The sequence below is a fragment of the Spirosoma gilvum genome, assembly GCF_054776815.1.
The window spans coordinates 45,959-64,866 of the sequence record NZ_BAAHBH010000005.1 but is presented as its reverse complement, the minus strand read 5'-3'; the positions used below and the strand labels follow the sequence as shown (position 1 = coordinate 64,866).

14 protein-coding genes are annotated in these 18,908 nt (G+C 49.5%); 4 read left to right on the top strand and 10 right to left on the bottom strand.

Translation table 11 applies throughout. The features are described 5' to 3' along the window. Positions 1–37: 37 nt before the first annotated feature. Complete coding sequence (locus tag ACYVFD_RS14415) at positions 38–2,680, bottom strand: ABC transporter permease (RefSeq protein WP_461090876.1); 2,643 nt, start codon at positions 2,678–2,680, stop codon at positions 38–40. A 127-nt stretch (positions 2,681–2,807) separates the two neighbouring features. On the opposite strand from ACYVFD_RS14415, the gene ACYVFD_RS14410 reads away from it, so the two are divergent. Both ACYVFD_RS14410 and ACYVFD_RS14405 read left to right on the top strand, forming a co-directional pair. Next, the gene (locus ACYVFD_RS14410) at positions 2,808–3,005 is read left to right on the top strand and encodes a hypothetical protein (RefSeq protein WP_461090874.1); all 198 of its coding nucleotides are present in this window, start codon (positions 2,808–2,810) and stop codon (positions 3,003–3,005) included. Beyond that, complete coding sequence (locus ACYVFD_RS14405; protein WP_461090873.1) at positions 2,998–3,426, top strand: putative toxin-antitoxin system toxin component, PIN family; 429 nt, start codon at positions 2,998–3,000, stop codon at positions 3,424–3,426. Before ACYVFD_RS14410 ends, ACYVFD_RS14405 begins: the two co-directional genes overlap by 8 nt. A gap of 94 nt (positions 3,427–3,520) precedes the next feature. Here ACYVFD_RS14405 and ACYVFD_RS14400 read toward each other — a convergent pair whose 3' ends face one another. The 8 genes from ACYVFD_RS14400 to ACYVFD_RS14365 form a co-directional block, all read right to left on the bottom strand. Continuing rightward, positions 3,521–6,175, bottom strand: a complete 2,655-nt coding sequence (locus ACYVFD_RS14400; RefSeq protein ID WP_461090872.1) for an ABC transporter permease — start codon at positions 6,173–6,175, stop codon at positions 3,521–3,523. Positions 6,176–6,281: 106 nt separating this feature from the next. Then, a complete protein-coding gene (locus ACYVFD_RS14395; RefSeq protein ID WP_461090871.1) occupies positions 6,282–8,906 on the bottom strand; it encodes a permease prefix domain 2-containing transporter in 2,625 nt (874 codons plus the stop codon). Positions 8,907–8,989: 83 nt separating this feature from the next. After that, positions 8,990–11,647 carry an ABC transporter permease gene (locus tag ACYVFD_RS14390; protein ID WP_461090870.1) on the bottom strand — a complete coding sequence of 886 codons (2,658 nt, stop codon included), beginning with the start codon at positions 11,645–11,647 and terminating at the stop codon, positions 8,990–8,992. Positions 11,648–11,758: 111 nt separating this feature from the next. Continuing rightward, a complete protein-coding gene (locus ACYVFD_RS14385; RefSeq protein ID WP_461090869.1) occupies positions 11,759–12,106 on the bottom strand; it encodes a PadR family transcriptional regulator in 348 nt (115 codons plus the stop codon). Positions 12,107–12,300: 194 nt separating this feature from the next. After that, positions 12,301–12,846 carry a DNA-3-methyladenine glycosylase I gene (locus tag ACYVFD_RS14380; RefSeq protein ID WP_461090868.1) on the bottom strand — a complete coding sequence of 182 codons (546 nt, stop codon included), beginning with the start codon at positions 12,844–12,846 and terminating at the stop codon, positions 12,301–12,303. A gap of 17 nt (positions 12,847–12,863) precedes the next feature. Then, positions 12,864–13,781 (bottom strand): helix-turn-helix domain-containing protein, encoded by a 918-nt coding sequence (locus tag ACYVFD_RS14375; RefSeq protein ID WP_461090867.1) that lies wholly within the window; start codon positions 13,779–13,781, stop codon positions 12,864–12,866. Positions 13,782–13,876: 95 nt separating this feature from the next. Further along, positions 13,877–14,917 carry an NAD(P)-dependent alcohol dehydrogenase gene (locus ACYVFD_RS14370; protein ID WP_461090866.1) on the bottom strand — a complete coding sequence of 347 codons (1,041 nt, stop codon included), beginning with the start codon at positions 14,915–14,917 and terminating at the stop codon, positions 13,877–13,879. Positions 14,918–15,017: 100 nt separating this feature from the next. After that, positions 15,018–15,899 carry a sugar phosphate isomerase/epimerase family protein gene (locus ACYVFD_RS14365; protein ID WP_461090865.1) on the bottom strand — a complete coding sequence of 294 codons (882 nt, stop codon included), beginning with the start codon at positions 15,897–15,899 and terminating at the stop codon, positions 15,018–15,020. Between the two features lie 231 nt (positions 15,900–16,130). Between ACYVFD_RS14365 and ACYVFD_RS14360 the strand changes: the two genes are divergently transcribed. Together ACYVFD_RS14360 and ACYVFD_RS14355 are read left to right on the top strand one after the other, a co-directional pair. Then, positions 16,131–17,357: an ABC transporter permease gene (locus ACYVFD_RS14360; protein WP_461090864.1), complete on the top strand. Its 1,227-nt coding sequence runs from the start codon at positions 16,131–16,133 to the stop codon at positions 17,355–17,357. An 89-nt stretch (positions 17,358–17,446) separates the two neighbouring features. Then, positions 17,447–18,301, top strand: a complete 855-nt coding sequence (locus tag ACYVFD_RS14355; protein ID WP_461090863.1) for a sugar phosphate isomerase/epimerase family protein — start codon at positions 17,447–17,449, stop codon at positions 18,299–18,301. Between the two features lie 141 nt (positions 18,302–18,442). Here ACYVFD_RS14355 and ACYVFD_RS14350 read toward each other — a convergent pair whose 3' ends face one another. Further along, a complete protein-coding gene (locus tag ACYVFD_RS14350; protein WP_461090862.1) occupies positions 18,443–18,901 on the bottom strand; it encodes a DUF4440 domain-containing protein in 459 nt (152 codons plus the stop codon). Between the last annotated feature and the right edge of the window lie 7 nt (positions 18,902–18,908).

Sequence of the window (18,908 nt, the reverse complement as noted above, 5' to 3'; positions counted from 1 at the left end):
AGAGACAAGGCATGCCTTGTCTCTACGGGAAACAGGGTTATTCCGACCGCAAACTTTTCACCGGATTCATTAAGGCGGCTTTGATACTTTGGAAACTGACCGTCAGCAAGGCAATGGCCAGGGCCAGTACACCCGATAGCACAAAGACCCACCACTGGACGTTGATGCGATAGGCGAAATCCTGTAGCCATAGGCTCATGGTGTACCAGGCAATGGGTGTGGCAATCAGAATGGCGATAAATACCAGCTTCACAAAATCGATGGCCAACAACTGAATGATTCCCGTTACGCTGGCGCCCAGTACTTTGCGAACCCCAATTTCGCGGGTACGTACCTGTGCCGTGTAGGTGGCCAGACCGAACAACCCTAAGCAGGAAATCAGGATGGCAATACCCGCAAAAAGATTGAATAGCATCCCCGTTTTTTGCTCCGACTGGTAGAGCCGGTTAAATACATCGTCCAGAAACGCGTAATCGAACGGGTAGTCGGGGTTGTATTGCTTCCAGGCTTTCTGGGCAGAAGCAATAGTCGTCTCGGCATCTTTCCCGGTTGTTTTGATGTACATCGCGTTCAGGTTCGTCGGTTCGTAATAGAAGATAGCAGGCTCTATTTTCTGGCGCATGGAGGCAAAATGGAAGTCTTTAACCACGCCAATGATGGTGCCCTTGTGTTTCCAGAGCCGAAACTTTTTACCGATCGGATTGGTCAGCCGTGCCGTTTTGACGGCCGTTTCATTCAGGATAAAATGGGTCGAATCGGCTACGGCACCCGTAAAGTTGGCGCCTTGCAACAGCTTCATTTTAAAGAACGGAATGAAGTCTTTGTCGATCGCCATTGGGCGCATAAACATCGTTTCGCCCTGCTCTTTACCATCCCATTCGTTATCGCCCGTCTGCGAACCGAGCCGGACAATATTGGCGCTGGAACGTGTAATGCTCGCTACGCCCGGCTGATGTAGCAACTCGGCTTTAACGGCGTCGTAGTGCTGACCCATGTCTCGCATGAAGAAGGCAAATACGTGCGTTTTGTCATACCCCAATTCCTTGGAACGGATAAAGCTCAACTGATTACGGATGATCAACGTGCTGGCAATCAGGATAACTGTTACGGCAAACTGCGCCACTACCAGTACTTTTCGAAAAGTCGCTTCACTAAACCGGGCCGACACGCGGCCTTTCAACGCTTTGAGCGGCTCGAACGACGAAAGCAACAACGCCGGATAAATGCTCGACGCAATGAGGGTTCCAACAATGGTTAACCCCATCACCTGCCAGATTTGGTAGTTCTCAACATTAAGCGTGAGTTCTTTTTCCGATAGCTGATTATAAGCTGGTAAGAGCAGGTAAATCAACCCTAGAGCTGCTACTGCAGCCAGCGCAAACAGGAGTGCTGTCTCGATCACAAACTGCATGAACAACTGCCCTTTAGCCGCTCCCACGATCTTCCGCATACTAACTTCCTTCGATCGCAGCAGTGACCGGGCCGTCGACAGGTTCACGTAGTTGATGCAGGCAATAACCAGAATCAATAGCGCAATTACCGAGAACATCCGCACCGTTTCGATGCCTCCCTGGCTGCCATCGGCTCTATACAGATGCATATCGGCGAGGGGCTGTAGCAGGTAGGTAAGGTCGGTGTCGTCGGGTTTATTACGGAGATGAATGTTCCGCAGTTTATCCGTCAGTTTGCTAATGTCAGCTCCGGGCTGAAGCAACAGATACGTTTCGTAATCGAACTGGGAAAAGTCGTTGTCTTTGTTCTTTCCGTCGGTTCGGGTCCGGTACATCTCCTCGAATAATAATGAAATCGGCAGTATCATATCCCCCTGAATGCTCGAATTTTTCGGAAAGTCCCGGATGACTCCGCTGACCCGGAACGAGCTGTTGTTGCTGGTCAGAATTTTTCCAATTGGATTTGCGTCGCCGAAATAGCGTTTTGCCGTTTTTTCAGTCAGCACAATGGAGTGATTGTCGGGAAAGGGATTGGCTGAATTGCCCTGAATAAGCGGGAAATCGAACACCGAAAACAGGCTGGGATCGGCGAAGTGCGTACCGGTTTCATTGACGGTTTTATCCTGGTATTTGAATAGCGTATAGATGCCGTTGTAGGAAATCCGAACTCCTTCTTTGATCTCAGGTAGTTCTTTTTTACCCAATACAGCAATAGGCGCTACGGTAGAGGTCCATATTTGCCGACTGTCGCCGGTACCCGCCCAGTTTTCGAGCCGATAGATGGTCGTTGCTTGATGGTGAAAACGGTCGAAGCTTAGCTCATCCTGCACCCAAAGCAGAATCAGAATCCCCACAGCCAGGCCGGCCGTTAGCCCCGTCATGTTGATGAGCGAATAAAAGCGGTTTTTGACCAGATTGCGCCAGGCTGTTTGGAAATAGTTGCGAAACATAGCAGGACTGAAATAAGAAGTTGTTGAATACGGATCGAATCGTTGATGATGGTTATGGATAATTGGTGCGACTGACTCCTCTGCTTTTCGTCTGATCGCAAACGGTTTTAGAAATCCCAGCACATCCCACCAATACCGCCAGCGTGCCCGTCGCTCACCCACACGGTTCACCTGCCAGGCAAATTCTTCATGCAAATCGCCCTGCACTTCTTCCCGCCGGTCAGCAGACAGGAAAAAGCGAAGTAGTCGGTCGGCGAGTTGGGGAGGGCTGTAGCGCATGAGGCAAAGGGAGTGCTGGATGGCAGGGAATAAACGAATTGAATTTGGCTGAACTACGCTGGTTTTATCAGCAGTAAAGTGACATCGTGGCCTGATATTTTGTTATCTTTGAGAAAACGTACTGTATATGGAGACTCAAAAACTAAGCGCGCTCCAACTCGATTTGCTGAAAATTTATTCGTTTCAGCCTAGTGAAGAGGACATACTAGCCGTGCGAAAAATGCTGGCTACTTATTTTTCTGAGAAGCTTACTGGGGAAATCCAGCAGGCAATTGATCAACAGGGAATTACGGAGTCTGATCTTGATCAGTGGCTGAATGAATAAACTGCGGTTCGTGTTAGATACGAATGTATTCATGGTTTCGCTGGCTCCCCAGTATAAATATTGGTGGATTTATGAATCCCTACTGAAAGGGAAATTTGAGCTGGCCTTATCGAATGAGATATTGACCGAATATTATGAACAGGTAGTTCTGCGCTATGGAATCGAGCGTACAGACGCACAACTGTATTACCTGCTTCTCTTACCGAATGTCTTTCTGATCAATCCATCGTTTCATTGGCAATTAGTTGAAAATGATAAAGATGACAACAAATTCGTCGATTGCTATTTAGCCAGTCAGGCCGATTACATTGTCAGTAACGATAAGCATCTTCACCAGTTAAAATCCATTGATTTTCCTTCGGTGTCTATTCTTCGCTACGAAGAATTTGAATCACTCTATAAGTCCTCATTCACTTCGTAATCTCTTCACCAGATTTGTTATCTGTTGGTGGCGGGGTGTGGCCGGGATTAGGAGAATTTCCGTGCCATCCCTGCAATACTCCGCCACCCCTGCATTATTCCGATCGCAATGATTTTACGGGATTGATCAAGGCGGCTTTGATGCTTTGGAAACTAACCGTCAGTAAGGCAATGGCGACCGACAGTATACCGGCTGCTACAAACATCCACCAATCGATTGTGATCTTATAGGCAAAGCCCTGTAACCACTGGCTCATAGCCCACCACGCAACCGGCGATGCCAGCACAATAGCAATCAACACCAGTTTTAGAAAGTCTTTCGAGAGCAAGCCGATTATGTTACCTACCGAGGCTCCCAATACTTTGCGGACCCCAATCTCTTTTACTCGCTGCTCGGCCGTAAACGTTGCCAGACCGAACAACCCCAGGCAGGAGATGAAAATACCCAGAAACGCAAAGTAGCTGGCCAGCTTGCTCACCACTTGCTCGCTCTGATACTGACGGGCGTAGGCCTGGTCGGTAAAGTTATAGGTAAACGGAAAAGCAGGATTCAGTTTCTTGCAAATGACTTCGATTTGGGTCAGGGCTTCTTTCGTTTTACCAGCTTCGATCCGCACTATTGCGTTTACATTACCCGCCAGCCGTTGCGTACGCAGGTAGCCAATCAGCGGGCGGATGGCTGTATGAAGCGATTGAAAATGAAAGTCCTTCAGCACACCGATAATGGTTCCTTTCTGCTTGCCCCAGGTGATGGTTTTGCCAATTGGCTGTTTGAGGCCAATGACTTTCAGGGCTGCTTCGTTGATCAGAAAGCCACTGGAATCGGTCGGGAACTCTTTCGAGAAATCGCGTCCTTCGCGCAGGTTAATCTGCATGGCTTTGGCAAAGTCATAACCAACCCCCACCGGTGTAAAGCGCACTTTTTCGTTCGGGTCACTACCTGGCCAACTGATCCCTTCGGTGCCCCCACCATTCGAGGCCGGGTCGGCTGTCAGATACGATACGTCCGACACGCCCGGTAGCTGGCCCAGTTCCGATTTCAGCACATCATACTGATTGGCCAGATTCCCTTCCAATGGAAAGTAGATGAGGTTTTCGCGGTTGTACCCCAGATTCTTGGTCTGCACGTAGTCGACCTGTCGATAGATGATGATCATCCCGACGATTAGAATCATAGAGAGGGCAAACTGAAACACCACCAATCCCTGCCGTAGCCAGGTCGATGCTGAGTCGAATTTTAGTACGCCTTTCAGCACCCGAATCGGACTCAGCGACGAAAGGAAAAAGGCCGGATAACTTCCCGCAACGAATCCGGTAAACAGGGTCAGTCCTATTAATCCGCCCCAAAACGAAGGATCTAGAATGGGCAAAACAATCTGTTTACCGGTGAGCGTGTTAAAGGCGGGCAGCAGTAAACCCACCAGTAACACGGCCAGACTAATCGAGAAAACGGTCAACAGCATAGCTTCACCCAAAAACTGTCCGATCAGCAGCGACCGCATGGCTCCGACTACTTTTCGAACCCCCACTTCTTTCGCCCGTTTGCCCGAACGCGCCGTAGCCAGATTCATGAAATTGACACAGGCAATCAGCAGAATGAATACCGCCACAATCGTAAACAGCCGTACATATTCGATGCGACCGCCATCAATCTGGGCATCTTTAAAATTGCTGTTCAGGTAATATTCGTGGAAAGGCTGCATGGCCAGTTCGGTGCGGGCCGGTTTGCCTTCGTCGCGGTTAAATTTGTCGAGCATATGCTGGATTTTCGCTTCCACTTTTTCCGGATCGGCCGGTACGCCGTTGCGGTCGGAACGAATCATGAAAAATGTGAGTGGATCAGTGCTGCCCCAACCTTTCGCCCAGTCGTTCCCATCGTCTACATAAGCATCCCAGTTGCGCAGGCAATCGAACTGTAGCGTACTGTTTTTGGGAAGGTTCTCGAAGACCGCCGAAACCAGCATATCTTTCCGATTGTCGAACCGAATGGTTTTGCCGATGGCGGCTTCAGGGCTACCAAAAAAGAGGTTCGCCATATCGTGCGAAATAGCCAGACCGTTCCGATCCTTCAGCGCGGCCTCGGGCGTACCCTGTAGCAGTTGAAAGCTGAACATCTTGAAAAAATCGGCTCCAACCGCATTAATTGATTGCTTCTGCACCTTATTTCCAACTGAAAACGTTTGTTGCGCCGGCCATTCATACGCCGTTGCATACTCGATCTCGGGAATTTCTTTTTTCAGTTCAGCCGCCAGCGGTCCTGGTGTCCAGATAACGCCCTGCATCTTTCCACTGAAATATTCGCGCATGTAAATCCGATATAGCTGGCTTTTATGTGCATGGAAGGCATCCACGCTCCGCTCGTCCTGTACCCAAAGCAGAATAAGCAGGCTACATGCCATACCCAACGCCAGACCGAGCGTATTGATGACGGAAAATGTCTTGTTCTTGGCCAGATTCCGAAACGCGATTTTTAGATAGTTCCGTAACATAGTGGGTTGCATTAGGTATGTTGTTGAATAGTCATCGAAACGGTTATTGACTGCTTTACGCTTTATGGCAAATGGCTTCAGAAATCCTAGCACATCCCACCAGTACCGCCATTTTGCCCGTCGTTCACCTACCCGACTGACCTGCCAGCGATAGTCTTCGTGCAGATCGCCCAACACCTCTTCCAGCCGGTCATCAGACAGGAAATAGCGAAGGAGTTTATCCGCGAGTTTAGGCGGATGGGAGCGGGGAGTTGGGTGCATAGATTGCGGGGTATTGCAAGGGTGGCAGGGATTGCGGGGGGCAGGGAGCGTGGAGCGGGGCAGAGAATGAACGCCTTGCTCCACGCTCCCTGCTCCGTGCACCCTGCTACTCAGACCGAAGTGATTTCACTGGATTGATCAAGGCGGCTTTGATGCTTTGGAAACTGACCGTCAGTAAGGTGATGGCTAAGGCGCCCAGGCTGGCTACTCCGAAAATCCACCAAGACAATTCCGTTCGGTACTCATATTTAGCCAGCCAGTTGGTTAGCAAATACCAGGTGATGGGCGTCGATAGGAGGCAGGATATAAGCACCAGTGTCACAAAATCTTTCGATAGTAATCCCCACAGATTAATAACCGACGCACCCAACACTTTACGAACGCCAATCTCTTTGGTGCGCTGCTCGGCCACGAACGACGCTAACCCAAACAGGCCCAGACAACTGATCAGGATGGCCAGACCGGCAAAGAAGCTGGCTAGACGGCCAATGCGTTGTTCGGCAGCAAATTTTTTCGCGTACTCTTCATCGGCAAACTTGTATTCGAAGGGTGAGGCCGGATTGAATTTTTTGAAAACAGGTTCCAGTTTCCCTAAGGCATCGTGCGCACTCAAGGCGGGATTCAGTTTGATATGGATGACGTTCAGGCTACGTTCGTTGGTATTCATCATAAACACGGTTGGCGTGACCGGCTCAAAGGGTGAGGTCATAACCATATCCTTCACCACACCAATCAGCTTCCAGTCTTTCCCGTGCCAGCGGATGGTTTCACCCACGGGCGGTCCGCCGTTGCGGTTCTTTAGCCCTGTTAGTTTAACGGCGGCTTCGTTGAACATAAACGCCAGTGAATCGCTCGTAAACTGCCGGGAGAATGAGCGACCTTCTTTCACTTTCCACCCCACCACATTCCCGAATTCGGGCGTGATCGCAATGGTGCCGAAAGCTGCTGCACGGTTTGGATCTTTGCCCCGCCATTCCAGATTATTGGCTGATGACCAGATATTGGTGATCGGGCTCGACGATTCGGCCATGTCGGCTACCGCACCCGTCGCCAGTAGCTCATTCCGAAGCGCATCGTATCGACCCTGAATTTCAGGGGTATTCATCGTGATGTTGATGAGCCCATTACGGCTATAACCAATCGGACGATTTTGCGCGAACTGAATCTGCCGGAAAACGACGATGGTGCCGATAATGAGCGTTACCGAAACCGTGAACTGTACCACAACCAACACCTTACGGGGTAACGAAGCGAAACGCCCAACCCGAAAAGTGCCCCCTTTTAAGACCTTGATCGGCTGGAAAGAGGATAAATAAAAAGCCGGGTAGCTGCCCGCCAGAAAGCCGGTCAGTAAACTAAAGCTGATACAGGCTGCCCAAAAAATCGGATTAGCCCAAAGTATAGCAAGGTCTTTATCCGCTACCTCGTTAAAGCCAGGAAGAACGAGTTGAACCAGCAGCAACGACAGGATAAAAGCAGTAATAACGAACAGGAACGATTCACTAAAAAACTGGCTGATCAACTGACTCCGCATAGACCCAATCGCTTTACGAATGCCCACTTCTTTGGCTCGTTTTTCGGATCGTGCCGTACTCAAATTCATGAAGTTGATGCAGGCCAGCAGCAGCACAAACAGGCCGATACACCCGAAAAGCCACACAAACTGAATACGCCCACCAGCATTTACCCCATTTTTAAATTCCGAGTATAGATGCCAGTCGGACATTGGATACAGAAAAAGTGACGACTGAGCTTTGTCCTGAATGTGCTGGCGAAAAACGTCTTTAATCTTTTGAGATACTCCGGCAAAATCACTGCCTGGATTTAACTGCGTCAGAATGGCAAACGAGCTGCTCCGCCAGTTGTCCATGCCCTGACCCGATTCAAAAAGTAATTTGATTGGAGCGATAAATGCAACGTTTTTAAAGGTCGTATTGTGGGGAAGATCGTCGAAGACGCCAGCTACCTGAAGCGTATATCGGTTGCCGACCTTAACGAGTTTATGCAACGGATTGCTGTCTCCAAAGAGTGCCTGGGCGGTCGATTTGGCCAGTAAAACGGAGTTCGGATCGTTTAGCCCTTGCCGTGTTCCACTGACCATTTTTAAGGCCAATAGTTCGGGATAATCAGCTTCGGCAAAGTTTCCGAACCGGGTAAATTTTTTGTCCTGATAGGCGATGATCTGTTCAAATTCCGAAATGGCGACAACGGCTTTGAAGTCGCTGGCATACTTGGTTCGTAGCTCCTGGCTCAGAGGTAGAGGTAATGCTCCATAGGTTTGAACGCCCTGTTCCAGCGTTTGATTTTCCATGACCTGTGCAATGCGGTCGTAGTTCTGATGGAATTGGTTGAACGACAACTCATCATAGATCCACAGCCCAATGAGCATGGCAACGGCCATCCCAGCCGACAACCCAACGATATTGATGGTTGAATAGCCTTTTTCGCGAATCAGATTTCGCCAGGCAATTTTCAGATAGTTTCGGAGCATAGTCGTATTTGTTGGAGTTGGGTACTGGTTTACGCTTCTTTTAACAGCAAATGGTTTTAGGAATCCCAGCACATCCCACCAGTATCGCCAGCGGGCTCGTTGTTCGCCCACACGGTTCACCTGCCAGGCAAATTCCTCATGCAAATCACCCTGCACCTCTTCCAGCCGGTCGTCGGACAGGAAAAAGCGAAGTAGTCGGTCGGCGAGTTTAGGCGGCATGGAGCGCGGAGCGGGGTGCATGGAGAAAGGGGGGTAGCATGGAGTAGGGAGCCAGGGGCAGGGAGCAGAGCATGAACGCCCTGCTCCCTGCCCCTGGCTCCCAGCTATTCCGACCGAAGTGATTTTACGGGATTGATCAACGCGGCTCGGATACTCTGGAAACTGACCGTTAATAAGGTGATCAGTAAGGCGCCACCAGCCGAGGCTGCAAAAATCCACCAGGACATATCGGTGCGATACTCATAATCCTTCAGCCATTCACCCAGGTAGTAGTAAGCGATGGGTGAAGCGATCAGGCAGGAAATAACGACCAGAATAACGAAATCTTTTGAGAGCAAACTCCACAGGTTCAGGACCGACGCGCCCAGCACTTTCCGAACGCCGATTTCTTTGGTCCGTTGTTCGGCCACAAACGAAGCCAGACCAAACAGACCCAGGCAGGATATGAAGACCGCCAGAATCGCGAAGCCGCCCGCCAGTTTACCGATGCGCTCTTCTGAGGCAAATTTTTTGCCGAATTCCTCGTCCGCAAATTTGTAGTCGAATGGAGCCGATGGAACGTGTTTTTTGAAGATAGACTCGATGGTAGCGATGGACTGACTGGCGCTTCGGTTTGGATTTAGTTTCAGCATAATCCAGTTAACGTTCTCATAATCCATGAAATAGATAGCCTGCTTCACTGGCTCGTAAGGTGATTCCGCCAGCACATCGTTAATAACCCCCACAATTGTGAAATACTCGGGCTTGTTCTTATCACTCTCATCTCCCCATTTGACAACCGTGCCAATTGGATGGGTAAGCCCCATAAATTTGACGGCCGATTCATTAATCACGATAGCCGACGAGTCGGTGGTGAACTTCCTCGAAAAATCACGGCCTTCTTTGAACTGCCAGCCGACCGTTTTGCCAAAGTCGTGCGTAACCCAAACTGTAGAGAAATCAGCGTCGAGAGCGGGATCTTTGCCTTGCCAGCTAAAGCCGCCATTATTGGACCAGACGCCGGTTAACGGGCTGGATGCTTCGGCCATTTCCAGAATAACACCTGCATTTTTAAGATCAGTTTTTAGTAGGTCATATTTCCCGTAAAAAGCAGGTGACATCATCTGCATCATCACAAGCCCATCGTTGGTATAACCCAGCGGCCGATTTTTGGTGTACTGAATTTGTCGGTAAACAATGATGGTGCCGATAATCAACGTGATGGAAACCGTAAACTGAACCACGACCAATACCTTGCGTGGAACAGTAGCCAAGCCGCCTACTTTAAATGTACCCTTTAAGACCTTGATCGGCTGAAACGACGAAAGATAAAAAGCGGGATAACTGCCTGCCAGCAAGCCGGTAATCCCAATAAAACTAACACTCGCCAGCCAGAAGGGAGCGTCGTTCCAGGGGAAGGTCATCTGCTTGGCAGCTACCTCGTTGAACCAGGGCAAAAGAGCGAGGATAAGCAGGATAGCACCGCCAAAGGCAAGGAATACGACCAGAAACGACTCGCTGAAAAACTGGTTGATCAGCTGACTGCGTACCGACCCTACGGCCTTGCGAATGCCCACTTCTTTGGCTCGCTTTTCGGAACGGGCCGTGCTCAGATTCATGAAATTGATGCAGGCTAATAGCAATACGAACAAGCCCACAATAGCAAACAGTCGAACGTACTGAATGTAGCCACCTGTTTGAACACCCTCTTCCCAGTTGGAATATAAACGCCAGTCGCTCATAGGATGCAGAAACATTTCCGATTTGTATTTCTTCTCGTCGGCGGGTACGTTGACCAGTTTGGCGTCTTTGATTCGGGTGCTCACTGTCTCCATGTCCGTATTGTCGGCAATCTGAACAAATAGCTGAAATGAGTTATTTCCCCATTCACGCTGATCACGAGCGTGTTTCACCCAGGGCTGCGTGGCTACAAACAACTCCCACGGAGCAATGAACGTGAGCTCGTGAAACTCCGTATTGAACGGTAAATCTTCATAAACACCCGTCACACGAACATCGGCCTTGCCGTCGATATTAATGAGTTGGCCCATTGGATCAACATTTCCGAAAAGTGATTGCGCCGTTGAGGTCGACAGCAAAATGGTATTCGTTTCTTTCAGGCCATTGCGACTGCCTTTCAGCATATGCAGCGACAGAATTTCGGGCATATCGACGCCCATGTAGTTACCTGACCGCGTGATTTTCTTGTCGCCAAATGAGAGGATACGATCACCCTGCCAGGTAGCCATCGCCAGGTGTTTAAAGTTAGTGCCGTATTTACTCCGCAATTCATCTTCCAACGGTGCTGGAATGGCGTTCTGTGAACTGATATGCCCGTTAGATGTCTGGTGTTGCTTGACTTGGGCAATGCGGTCGTAGTACGTATGGTAGGTGTTGTACGATAATTCGTCGTAAATCCACAAACCAATGAGCATAGCCACTGCCATGCCAACAGCCAGCCCACCGATATTAATAAAGGAATACCCCTTATTCTTAGCGAGGTTGCGGAAAGCAATTTTAAGATAGTTTCGAAACATATTGGGATTCAATAGATTAGATGTTAACTGCTCTTTTGGTTGCCGCCTGATCGACCAGGTCCATTTAGCCTGGAGCTTCAGGAATCCGAACACATCGCGCCAATATCGCCAGCGTGCCCGCCGTTCACCCACCCGACTGACCTGCCAGCGAAATTCTTCGTGCAGATCGCCCTGCACCTCTTCCAGCCGATTATCGGCCAGAAAGAAGCGAAGGATTCGGTCGGCGAAGTGGGGTGGTGATTTCATGGGGCTGGGTGCATGGAGCTGGGTGCATGGATGGCGGGGATTGCGGGGTGCGAGGTGCATGGAGCGGGGTGCAGACAATGAACGCCCGGCTCCATGCTCCCAGCCCCATGCTTACCCTGTTATAGTTGACAGGTTAAGTGGATTCAGCAAGCGGCTCCAGAAACTAACCCGTACTTCCTGGATTTCCTGTAAGGTTCGCCGACCGTACGCCGTTACCGTAAATAGTCGTTTCCGTCGGCCACCTCGTTCGGCAGTTGGTTCGCCCATTTCAGATTTCACCATGCCTTTGTCTTCCAGTCGGTCGAGGGCTGCATGGATCTGATTGAGTCGTACCGAACGACTGGTTTGCTCGATGATCTCATGCGTAATGGCGACTCCATAAGCCTGCTTTTCGGCTTCCAGTACGGCCACCGTCAACAGGACGATCTCTTCAAACTCACCGAGGTAGCTTCGTTTCATAGGTTTTGTTAGTTCTATTTTTGCTGAGCAAATGAGCGGCCAAAATCGAAAAAGCCATCATAAGCGGTAGAATGACCGTTTTGAAGGTAGATAAGCAAACAGCCAATGTCCGAAAGTGGACATTGGCTGTACGGTTTGGGACATGACTTGTCCGCTTAAACAGGTTTAAAAAACAACTGATTTGTGATTATCAATTAAACGAACCACTTCGGACGGGAATCCAGCACGGTATGATAAACGGCACAGTCGGCAGTGTGAGCACCCGGTAGGTAGCCAATGCTCATCAGAAATTCATTGACGATTTCGCCACCCGTAAACCGAAACGTTTTTTTGAACAGCTTGACCCATTCGGCCTTTGTTTTGGGATGGTGCAACTCCAGCCAGTTTTCGAATGAGCCGTGTTCAGCCTGTAGCTCTACTATCGTCTTCGCGTTTTCAATAGCCGCGTTGATCTTCAGCCGGTTTCGGATGATACCCGGATCGGCCAGTAAGCGTTCCCGATCGGCATCGGTATAAGCAGCTACCGTTTTTAGGTCAAAATTGTCGTAGGCTTTTCGGAAGGTTGCTTCTTTTTTCAAAATGGTTTCCCAGCTCAGACCGGCCTGATTGATTTCCAGCACGAGCCGACAAAACAATTCGTTGTCGTCGTGGATCGGAAAACCATACAGATGGTCATGATACGCTTTGTGGAGAGCTTTCCGCTCCTCCGACATCGAGTCGATGGCGTGGCAATAGGACATGAAAATCAGGTGAATGGTTAATTAAACGACTGCCTAAATTCAATAGGCGATACGTTGGTCTTGCGCTTGAAGATCTTGTTGAATGATTGGGGGTGTTCGAAACCAAGCTGATAGGCAACTTCGGCGGTGGTCAGATTGCTCGAACTCAGGATTTCTTTGGCCTTATCGATCAACTTATTCTGAATGTGCTGCTGAGTACTCTGGCCGGTGAGTGCACGAAGCATATCGCTCAGGTAGCGGGGCGATACATTAAGTTGATCGGAGATGTACTGAACTGTCGGTAAGCCTGTTAGCAACGTTTTCTGATTGTCAAAATAATCGTCGAGCAAGGTTTCCAGCTTCGTGAGTAGATCGTGATTGGCCGCTTTGCGGGTAATGAACTGACGGGTGTAAAACCGATTGCTGTAGTTGAGCAACAGTTCGATCAACGAGACAATCACGTCCTGGCTAAACTGATCGATTGGCCGCGACAGTTCTTCGCCAATATTTTTGAAAACGCCCATGATGGTCTCTTTCTCGGTTTCCGACAAATGCAGCGCTTCGTTGGACGAATAGGAGAAGAAGCCATAGTTTTTGATGGTCTTGCCCAAGGGATACGGCCGGAGAAAATCAGGATGAATCATCAGCGTGAAGCCTTCATAATTACCCTGTGGCTCTACTTCTGAAATCAACTGATTCGGCGAAACGAAGCAGAGGCCTCCTTCATTAAAGTCGTAATAACTTTGTCCATACCTGGCCTTACCTGTAAAATGCTTTTTGTACGAAATCTTGTACAGATTCGTCATCAGGCCCTTTGCTAAATCCGTAACATCGGCCTGGATGTTCTCGTAATTGCTCAGGCTGACCAACGGATGTAGGGGCTTGGGTAAGCCCAATGCTTCGTGTAGTTCAGAAACGGAACTGAAATAATACGGTTGCTTCAACTCTTTTTTCATACGTAGAGGATTTGTCATTTCGACCGGAGGGAGAAATCTCAAGCTTACTAAATACGGAGTCTTGAGATTTCTCCCTCCGGTCGAAATGACAAAAATTACAACGTTGCCATATCGATCACAAAACGGTATAACACATCTCCTTTTAGCATCCGTTCAAAAGCGGTATGGATGTCTTTGATGGCAATCCGCTCGATGTCGGCGACGATGTTGTGTTCTGCACAGAAATCCAGCATTTCCTGCGTTTCGGCTAAACCGCCCGCTCCCGAACCCGACACAACTTTGTTGCCCGTAGCCAACGTAAACGAGGAAAGTTGCCAGGGCTGGGCGGGCATTCCGACATTGATGTAGACGCCATTCGTTTTGAGTAGAGCCATGTATGGATTAATGTCGTGGTCGGCAGCTACTGTATCGATAATGAAGTGAAACGAACGGGCTACTGCCTTCATCTGCTCCTCATCTTTTGTAACCACAAAATGATGCGCTCCGAGCTTTTGGGCAGCTTCTTCCTTATTGGGTGATGTGCTCAATACCGTAACCTCCGCACCAAACGCCACTCCGAATTTAACCGCCATATGGCCTAGTCCACCCAGACCCACTACGGCAAGCTTATGGCCTTTCTCAACCTTCCATCGGCGTAACGGAGAATACGTCGTAATACCGGCGCAAAGCAAAGGCGCTACAGCCGCCAGGTCTAACTTCTCAGAAACATGGTGGGCAAAATCTTCATTCAGAACGATGTTGTTGGCATACCCGCCATAAGCAGGCGTACCATAGTGGTCCAGATTGTTGTACGTTACAACCGGGCTTACACGGCAAAACTGTTCCTGCCCATTTTTACAGTCGTCGCATTCCCGACACGAATCTACCATAACGCCCACCGCAGCACGGTCGCCTGGTTTGAATTTGGTTACGTGACTGCCTACCTGTCCAATGATGCCTACAATCTCATGACCGGGCACCATTGGAAAGAGACCAGGAAACCACTCGTTACGAGTCAGGTGAATATCCGTATGACAAACCCCGCAATAGGCAATGTCGATCAGTATGTCGTGGGGACCAACATCCCGGCGTTCAAAATTCCACGGTGCCAAATCTGTTTCAGCATTCTGGGCTGCATATCCTTTCGAGTGAATCATAATCGTTGTTGTTTTCAACTACGATGACAAAGGTCTAGGCTGCCCCCGAAGAGACTGTTGCCAAATCAGCAGATGGTGTAGCCAAATTGGGTGTCAGCGACTAGGCCTTAGCAATCATTCGGTCGAACACGGCCCGCTGTTCCTTCATTGAGCTTAGCTTGTCGGGCGGATTGGTATGACATTCGAGTAGAACCCAGCCGTTGTAGTTCATTTTTACCAGATTGTTCAGCAGCGCCTGGTAGGGATAATCGGTTCGGTCGAGTTCGCGAACGTGACAGGTGCTCCCAAACCGATCTTTGACCAGGTCAAAATTGGCTTCGAATCCTTTGCCATTCAGGTCCTGAGGGTTACAGTTCCAGCAGATTGTGGCGTTGGGGTGCGTTGCCACATCCATAATCTTTTTGATGTTGGGCAGTTCCTGCGTTTCTTCACCGTGTACTTCAAGCCTAATTTGCTGGCCAAGATCAGCAGCATAGCGCGCTAGTTCGTTCAATGATTCACCGATTTGGGTTAGTGTTTTTTCGACCGGAACTTCTTTATGCAGGGCGTTTGGTTTCACTTTTACCCCCGATCCGCCCACATCTGCACTCAGCCGGATGAATTCCTTTGTGCGTTCCATTGAGGTTTTCAGTTGAGCCTGATCGACATAGTCGAACTGCTGATTAGTCCCCAGCCCGACCAACTTCACCGGACTGTCGGCAAATCGCTTTTTGACGTCTACGCGTTGAGCGGTCGTCAGGTCGGGCATCACCTTATGGGCATGGTCTACCCGTAACTCCACTCCGCCCAGACCCGTATCCGCACAGTTCCTGATCAGGGTGGGCAAATCCCAGTCTTTTCCCCACAAGTAGGTAACAAATCCCAGTTTGACGGATGATTTTTTCAGCCCGGAGGCCTGGGCCATCGGTAAGTCTGAAAGCAGGGAAGCTCCGGCCAGTAGCGAAATCTCTTTCAGGAATGTTTTGCGGTCGATGCCTGCCATGTTTTTAAGGAATAAAGCGGTCGTAAGAACCGTGTTGACAATGTTCTAAAGTTTATCTTTTCCGAATATTACTTACCCCATCAGACCGACTGAGCGTTGCTGTTTACCAGTTAAAATGCGCGGTTACCGATCGAATCCCCCGCTTGTCACATAGCGGTTGCTTTCGAATCCATTGCCCCCTAGTTTGTTGCATTGATAGGCGCTAATCACCGTTTTAGAATCTGCACTATTATGCTGAAAAATATCCTTTTTGCGTTTGCAACTGCCCTCGAAAATATCCGAACTCGTTTCTTTCACACGGTTCTATCCATCCTGGGTATTGTGATTGGTGTAGCGGCCTTAGTGGCGATTCTGTCACTCATCGATGGAATGGAGCAGTATGCGCAGGAGCAGATTACCAAAACGACCGACCTGAAAGCGATTCTTGTGCATACGAATTCATACAAGACGGTCAATGAGGTTCGGGTATTGAAATCTGATTATGCCTACCTTACAAATCCGTCATTTCAGAAACTACGGTCATCACTAACCAAACCCGCCAAGGGGTATCTGTACTGGCGGCAGAATGGGGAAGTGACAACGAAGATCGATAACCGGTCAATAGGTACGCTCATTACCGGGGCCAGCTTCCCGATTCATCCCGATTTGACGATCATTCAGGGAAGGGCATTTACAGATGCCGAACTACAGACACGCCAGCCCGTTGCGTTTATCAACCAACGACTGGCGAAACAACTGGTTGGAAACCAGCCTGAGAAAATGGCTATTGGACAACAGGTACTGTATAAAAATAAGCCGATAACCATCATCGGTATTTCGGCCGATAAGGATGCGAGAGCAGGTCAGTTGCTGATGCCTATTACGCTGGTTTCGGATAGCGCTTTAAAAGCAAGCCCGCCGATGGGTGTTGTGGAGGCTACACAGGTTGAAGATGTTCCGGTCCTGAAAACACAGATCGAAAACTGGTTGAAAACGACTATGAAAGCCAGGCAGGATGACTTCGCCGTCATTACCAACGAACTGCGGGTTAGTCAGGCGGCTAAAGGGTTTCTGCTTTTTCGACTGGTGATGGGCACTATTGTCGGTATTTCGGTCATTGTGGGCGGTATAGGGGTGATGAATGTGTTGCTAATTTCAGTGAACGAGCGAACCGTTGAAATTGGCGTCCGAAAGGCGCTTGGGGCCAAAAAGCGGGATATTCTGTGGCAATTCCTGTCTGAGTCGATTACCATTTCGACCTTTGGCAGTTTGATGGGGCTTGCGTTAGGAGTTCTGGGTTCGATGGCGTTTATACCGATTGTAAAAGCACTGGTCGATGTACCCTTTCAGGTTGCCTACACCTGGAATACGTTTGTGGTCATCATGGTCATTGCCATGCTGATCGGCATTATTTTCGGTACGTATCCGGCCATGCGGGCGGCCCGGCTAAACCCCGTTGACGCCATTCGACGCGAGTAGGTTTTACCTACTTTTCAGTCGAGAAAAGACAATGATTAGGTAAAGAGTATTTGTCGCGGACTTTTAGTCGAAACTTAATCCCGGCATTTATGAATTACCTGAAAAAACTTCTGCTCGGCGGACTACTCCTTTTCGTAACCGGCGCTCCATTGCTGGCTCAAAAAAATCCTGAAGATAAAGCGGGCTGGAAACTCGGCTCACAGGCTTATTCCTTTCGGCTATTCTCATTTGCCGAAGCCCTGCGAAAAATCGATAGTTGCGGGCTGAAATACGTCGAAGCCTTTCCCGGCCAGACCATTGGTGGTGGCGTTGACGGTAAGATGGACTTTTCGATGGATGCCAGTACCCGGCAAAAGGTTAAAAAGCTGATCAAAGACCGAGGACTAACCGTGGTGGCGTATGGCGTTGTGAACCCAAGAACAGACGATGAATGGAAAACCCTGTTTGAGTTTGCCAAAGACATGGGTATTCTGAACATCAATTCGGAACCGACACCTCAACAGATGCCGTTGGTCCGCAAACTGGCCGACGAATACAAAATCAACGTGGCGCTGCACAACCATCCCAAACCCTCGCGCTACTGGCACCCCGATACCGTTCTGGCGGCTATTGGCAACAGTAAATACGTAGGTTCCTGCTCCGATATTGGCCACTGGGTTCGTTCGGGCCTTGATCCGGTTGAATGCCTGAAAAAGCTAAACGGCCATGTGTTGGGGATGCACTTCAAAGACGTGAAGAAAGATACGCCGGATGGTAAATACCACGATGTAGTCTGGGGTACAGGCGATTGCAAAATCGAACAGGTCATTGCCGAAATGAAGCGGCAACACTTTAAGGGCCCCATCTCCGTCGAATACGAATACCATTGGGAAAACAACGGCCCCGAAATAGCCGAAAGTGTGAAAAACTTCCGCCAGATGTATAACCGGGTAAAGGTGCAGTAGTAGCCTGGAGCAAGGAGCGTGGAGCAGGGGGCAAGGGGCAGGGATTGCTGGGGTAGCGGAATAAAAATTAATGTTGATTTTACCATCCGAGCAATCTCTGCCCCTTGCCCCCTGCTCCACGCTCCTTGCTCCCTGCCTTTCTTATTTTGTCGAATTATCCATATCGGCCGTGATGAGCCAGCGGCCATCGGCACCCTTACGTAAGGTCAGAATGAATTTACCGATGTCGGGACCCGCAACGGAACCTCGATAAGCACCAATGATATAGCCAACCGTACCGCTTTGTTCAAACGATAACGCCCGGAGCGATAGCGAACTGCCTGCCGATCGGCTGTAAGCGAGTTTTATGTTTGCATGACCACGTATAGCGGGCCGATTGGGCTGCATGACAAATCCATCGGGTGTAAATAAGGCGACCAGGGCATCGGCATCTCTTGCCTGCCAGGCTCGTTCATAATCCCGTAATACACGAGCCACATCGGGCGGTAGCGTCACCGACGGCAACAGATCTGTTGCCGGAAAAGTAGAGGTGGGTTGCTGAGCGAACAGACGTTTGGTGAAGCACAGAAGGAGCAGAACTAGTATAATCCGAGTTTTCATGGTTTTT

Bases quoted from the DNA above. Each gene is read 5' to 3' on its own strand.
- ACYVFD_RS14415 (WP_461090876.1), bottom strand. From the start codon at position 2,680: ATGCGCTACAGCCCTCCCCAACTCGCCGACCGACTACTTCGCTTTTTC.
- ACYVFD_RS14410 (WP_461090874.1), top strand. From the start codon at position 2,808: ATGGAGACTCAAAAACTAAGCGCGCTCCAACTCGATTTGCTGAAAATT.
- ACYVFD_RS14405 (WP_461090873.1), top strand. From the start codon at position 2,998: ATGAATAAACTGCGGTTCGTGTTAGATACGAATGTATTCATGGTTTCG.
- ACYVFD_RS14400 (WP_461090872.1), bottom strand. From the start codon at position 6,175: ATGCACCCAACTCCCCGCTCCCATCCGCCTAAACTCGCGGATAAACTC.
- ACYVFD_RS14395 (WP_461090871.1), bottom strand. From the start codon at position 8,906: ATGCACCCCGCTCCGCGCTCCATGCCGCCTAAACTCGCCGACCGACTA.
- ACYVFD_RS14390 (WP_461090870.1), bottom strand. From the start codon at position 11,647: ATGAAATCACCACCCCACTTCGCCGACCGAATCCTTCGCTTCTTTCTG.
- ACYVFD_RS14385 (WP_461090869.1), bottom strand. From the start codon at position 12,106: ATGAAACGAAGCTACCTCGGTGAGTTTGAAGAGATCGTCCTGTTGACG.
- ACYVFD_RS14380 (WP_461090868.1), bottom strand. From the start codon at position 12,846: ATGTCCTATTGCCACGCCATCGACTCGATGTCGGAGGAGCGGAAAGCT.
- ACYVFD_RS14375 (WP_461090867.1), bottom strand. From the start codon at position 13,781: ATGAAAAAAGAGTTGAAGCAACCGTATTATTTCAGTTCCGTTTCTGAA.
- ACYVFD_RS14370 (WP_461090866.1), bottom strand. From the start codon at position 14,917: ATGATTCACTCGAAAGGATATGCAGCCCAGAATGCTGAAACAGATTTG.
- ACYVFD_RS14365 (WP_461090865.1), bottom strand. From the start codon at position 15,899: ATGGCAGGCATCGACCGCAAAACATTCCTGAAAGAGATTTCGCTACTG.
- ACYVFD_RS14360 (WP_461090864.1), top strand. From the start codon at position 16,131: ATGCTGAAAAATATCCTTTTTGCGTTTGCAACTGCCCTCGAAAATATC.
- ACYVFD_RS14355 (WP_461090863.1), top strand. From the start codon at position 17,447: ATGAATTACCTGAAAAAACTTCTGCTCGGCGGACTACTCCTTTTCGTA.
- ACYVFD_RS14350 (WP_461090862.1), bottom strand. From the start codon at position 18,901: ATGAAAACTCGGATTATACTAGTTCTGCTCCTTCTGTGCTTCACCAAA.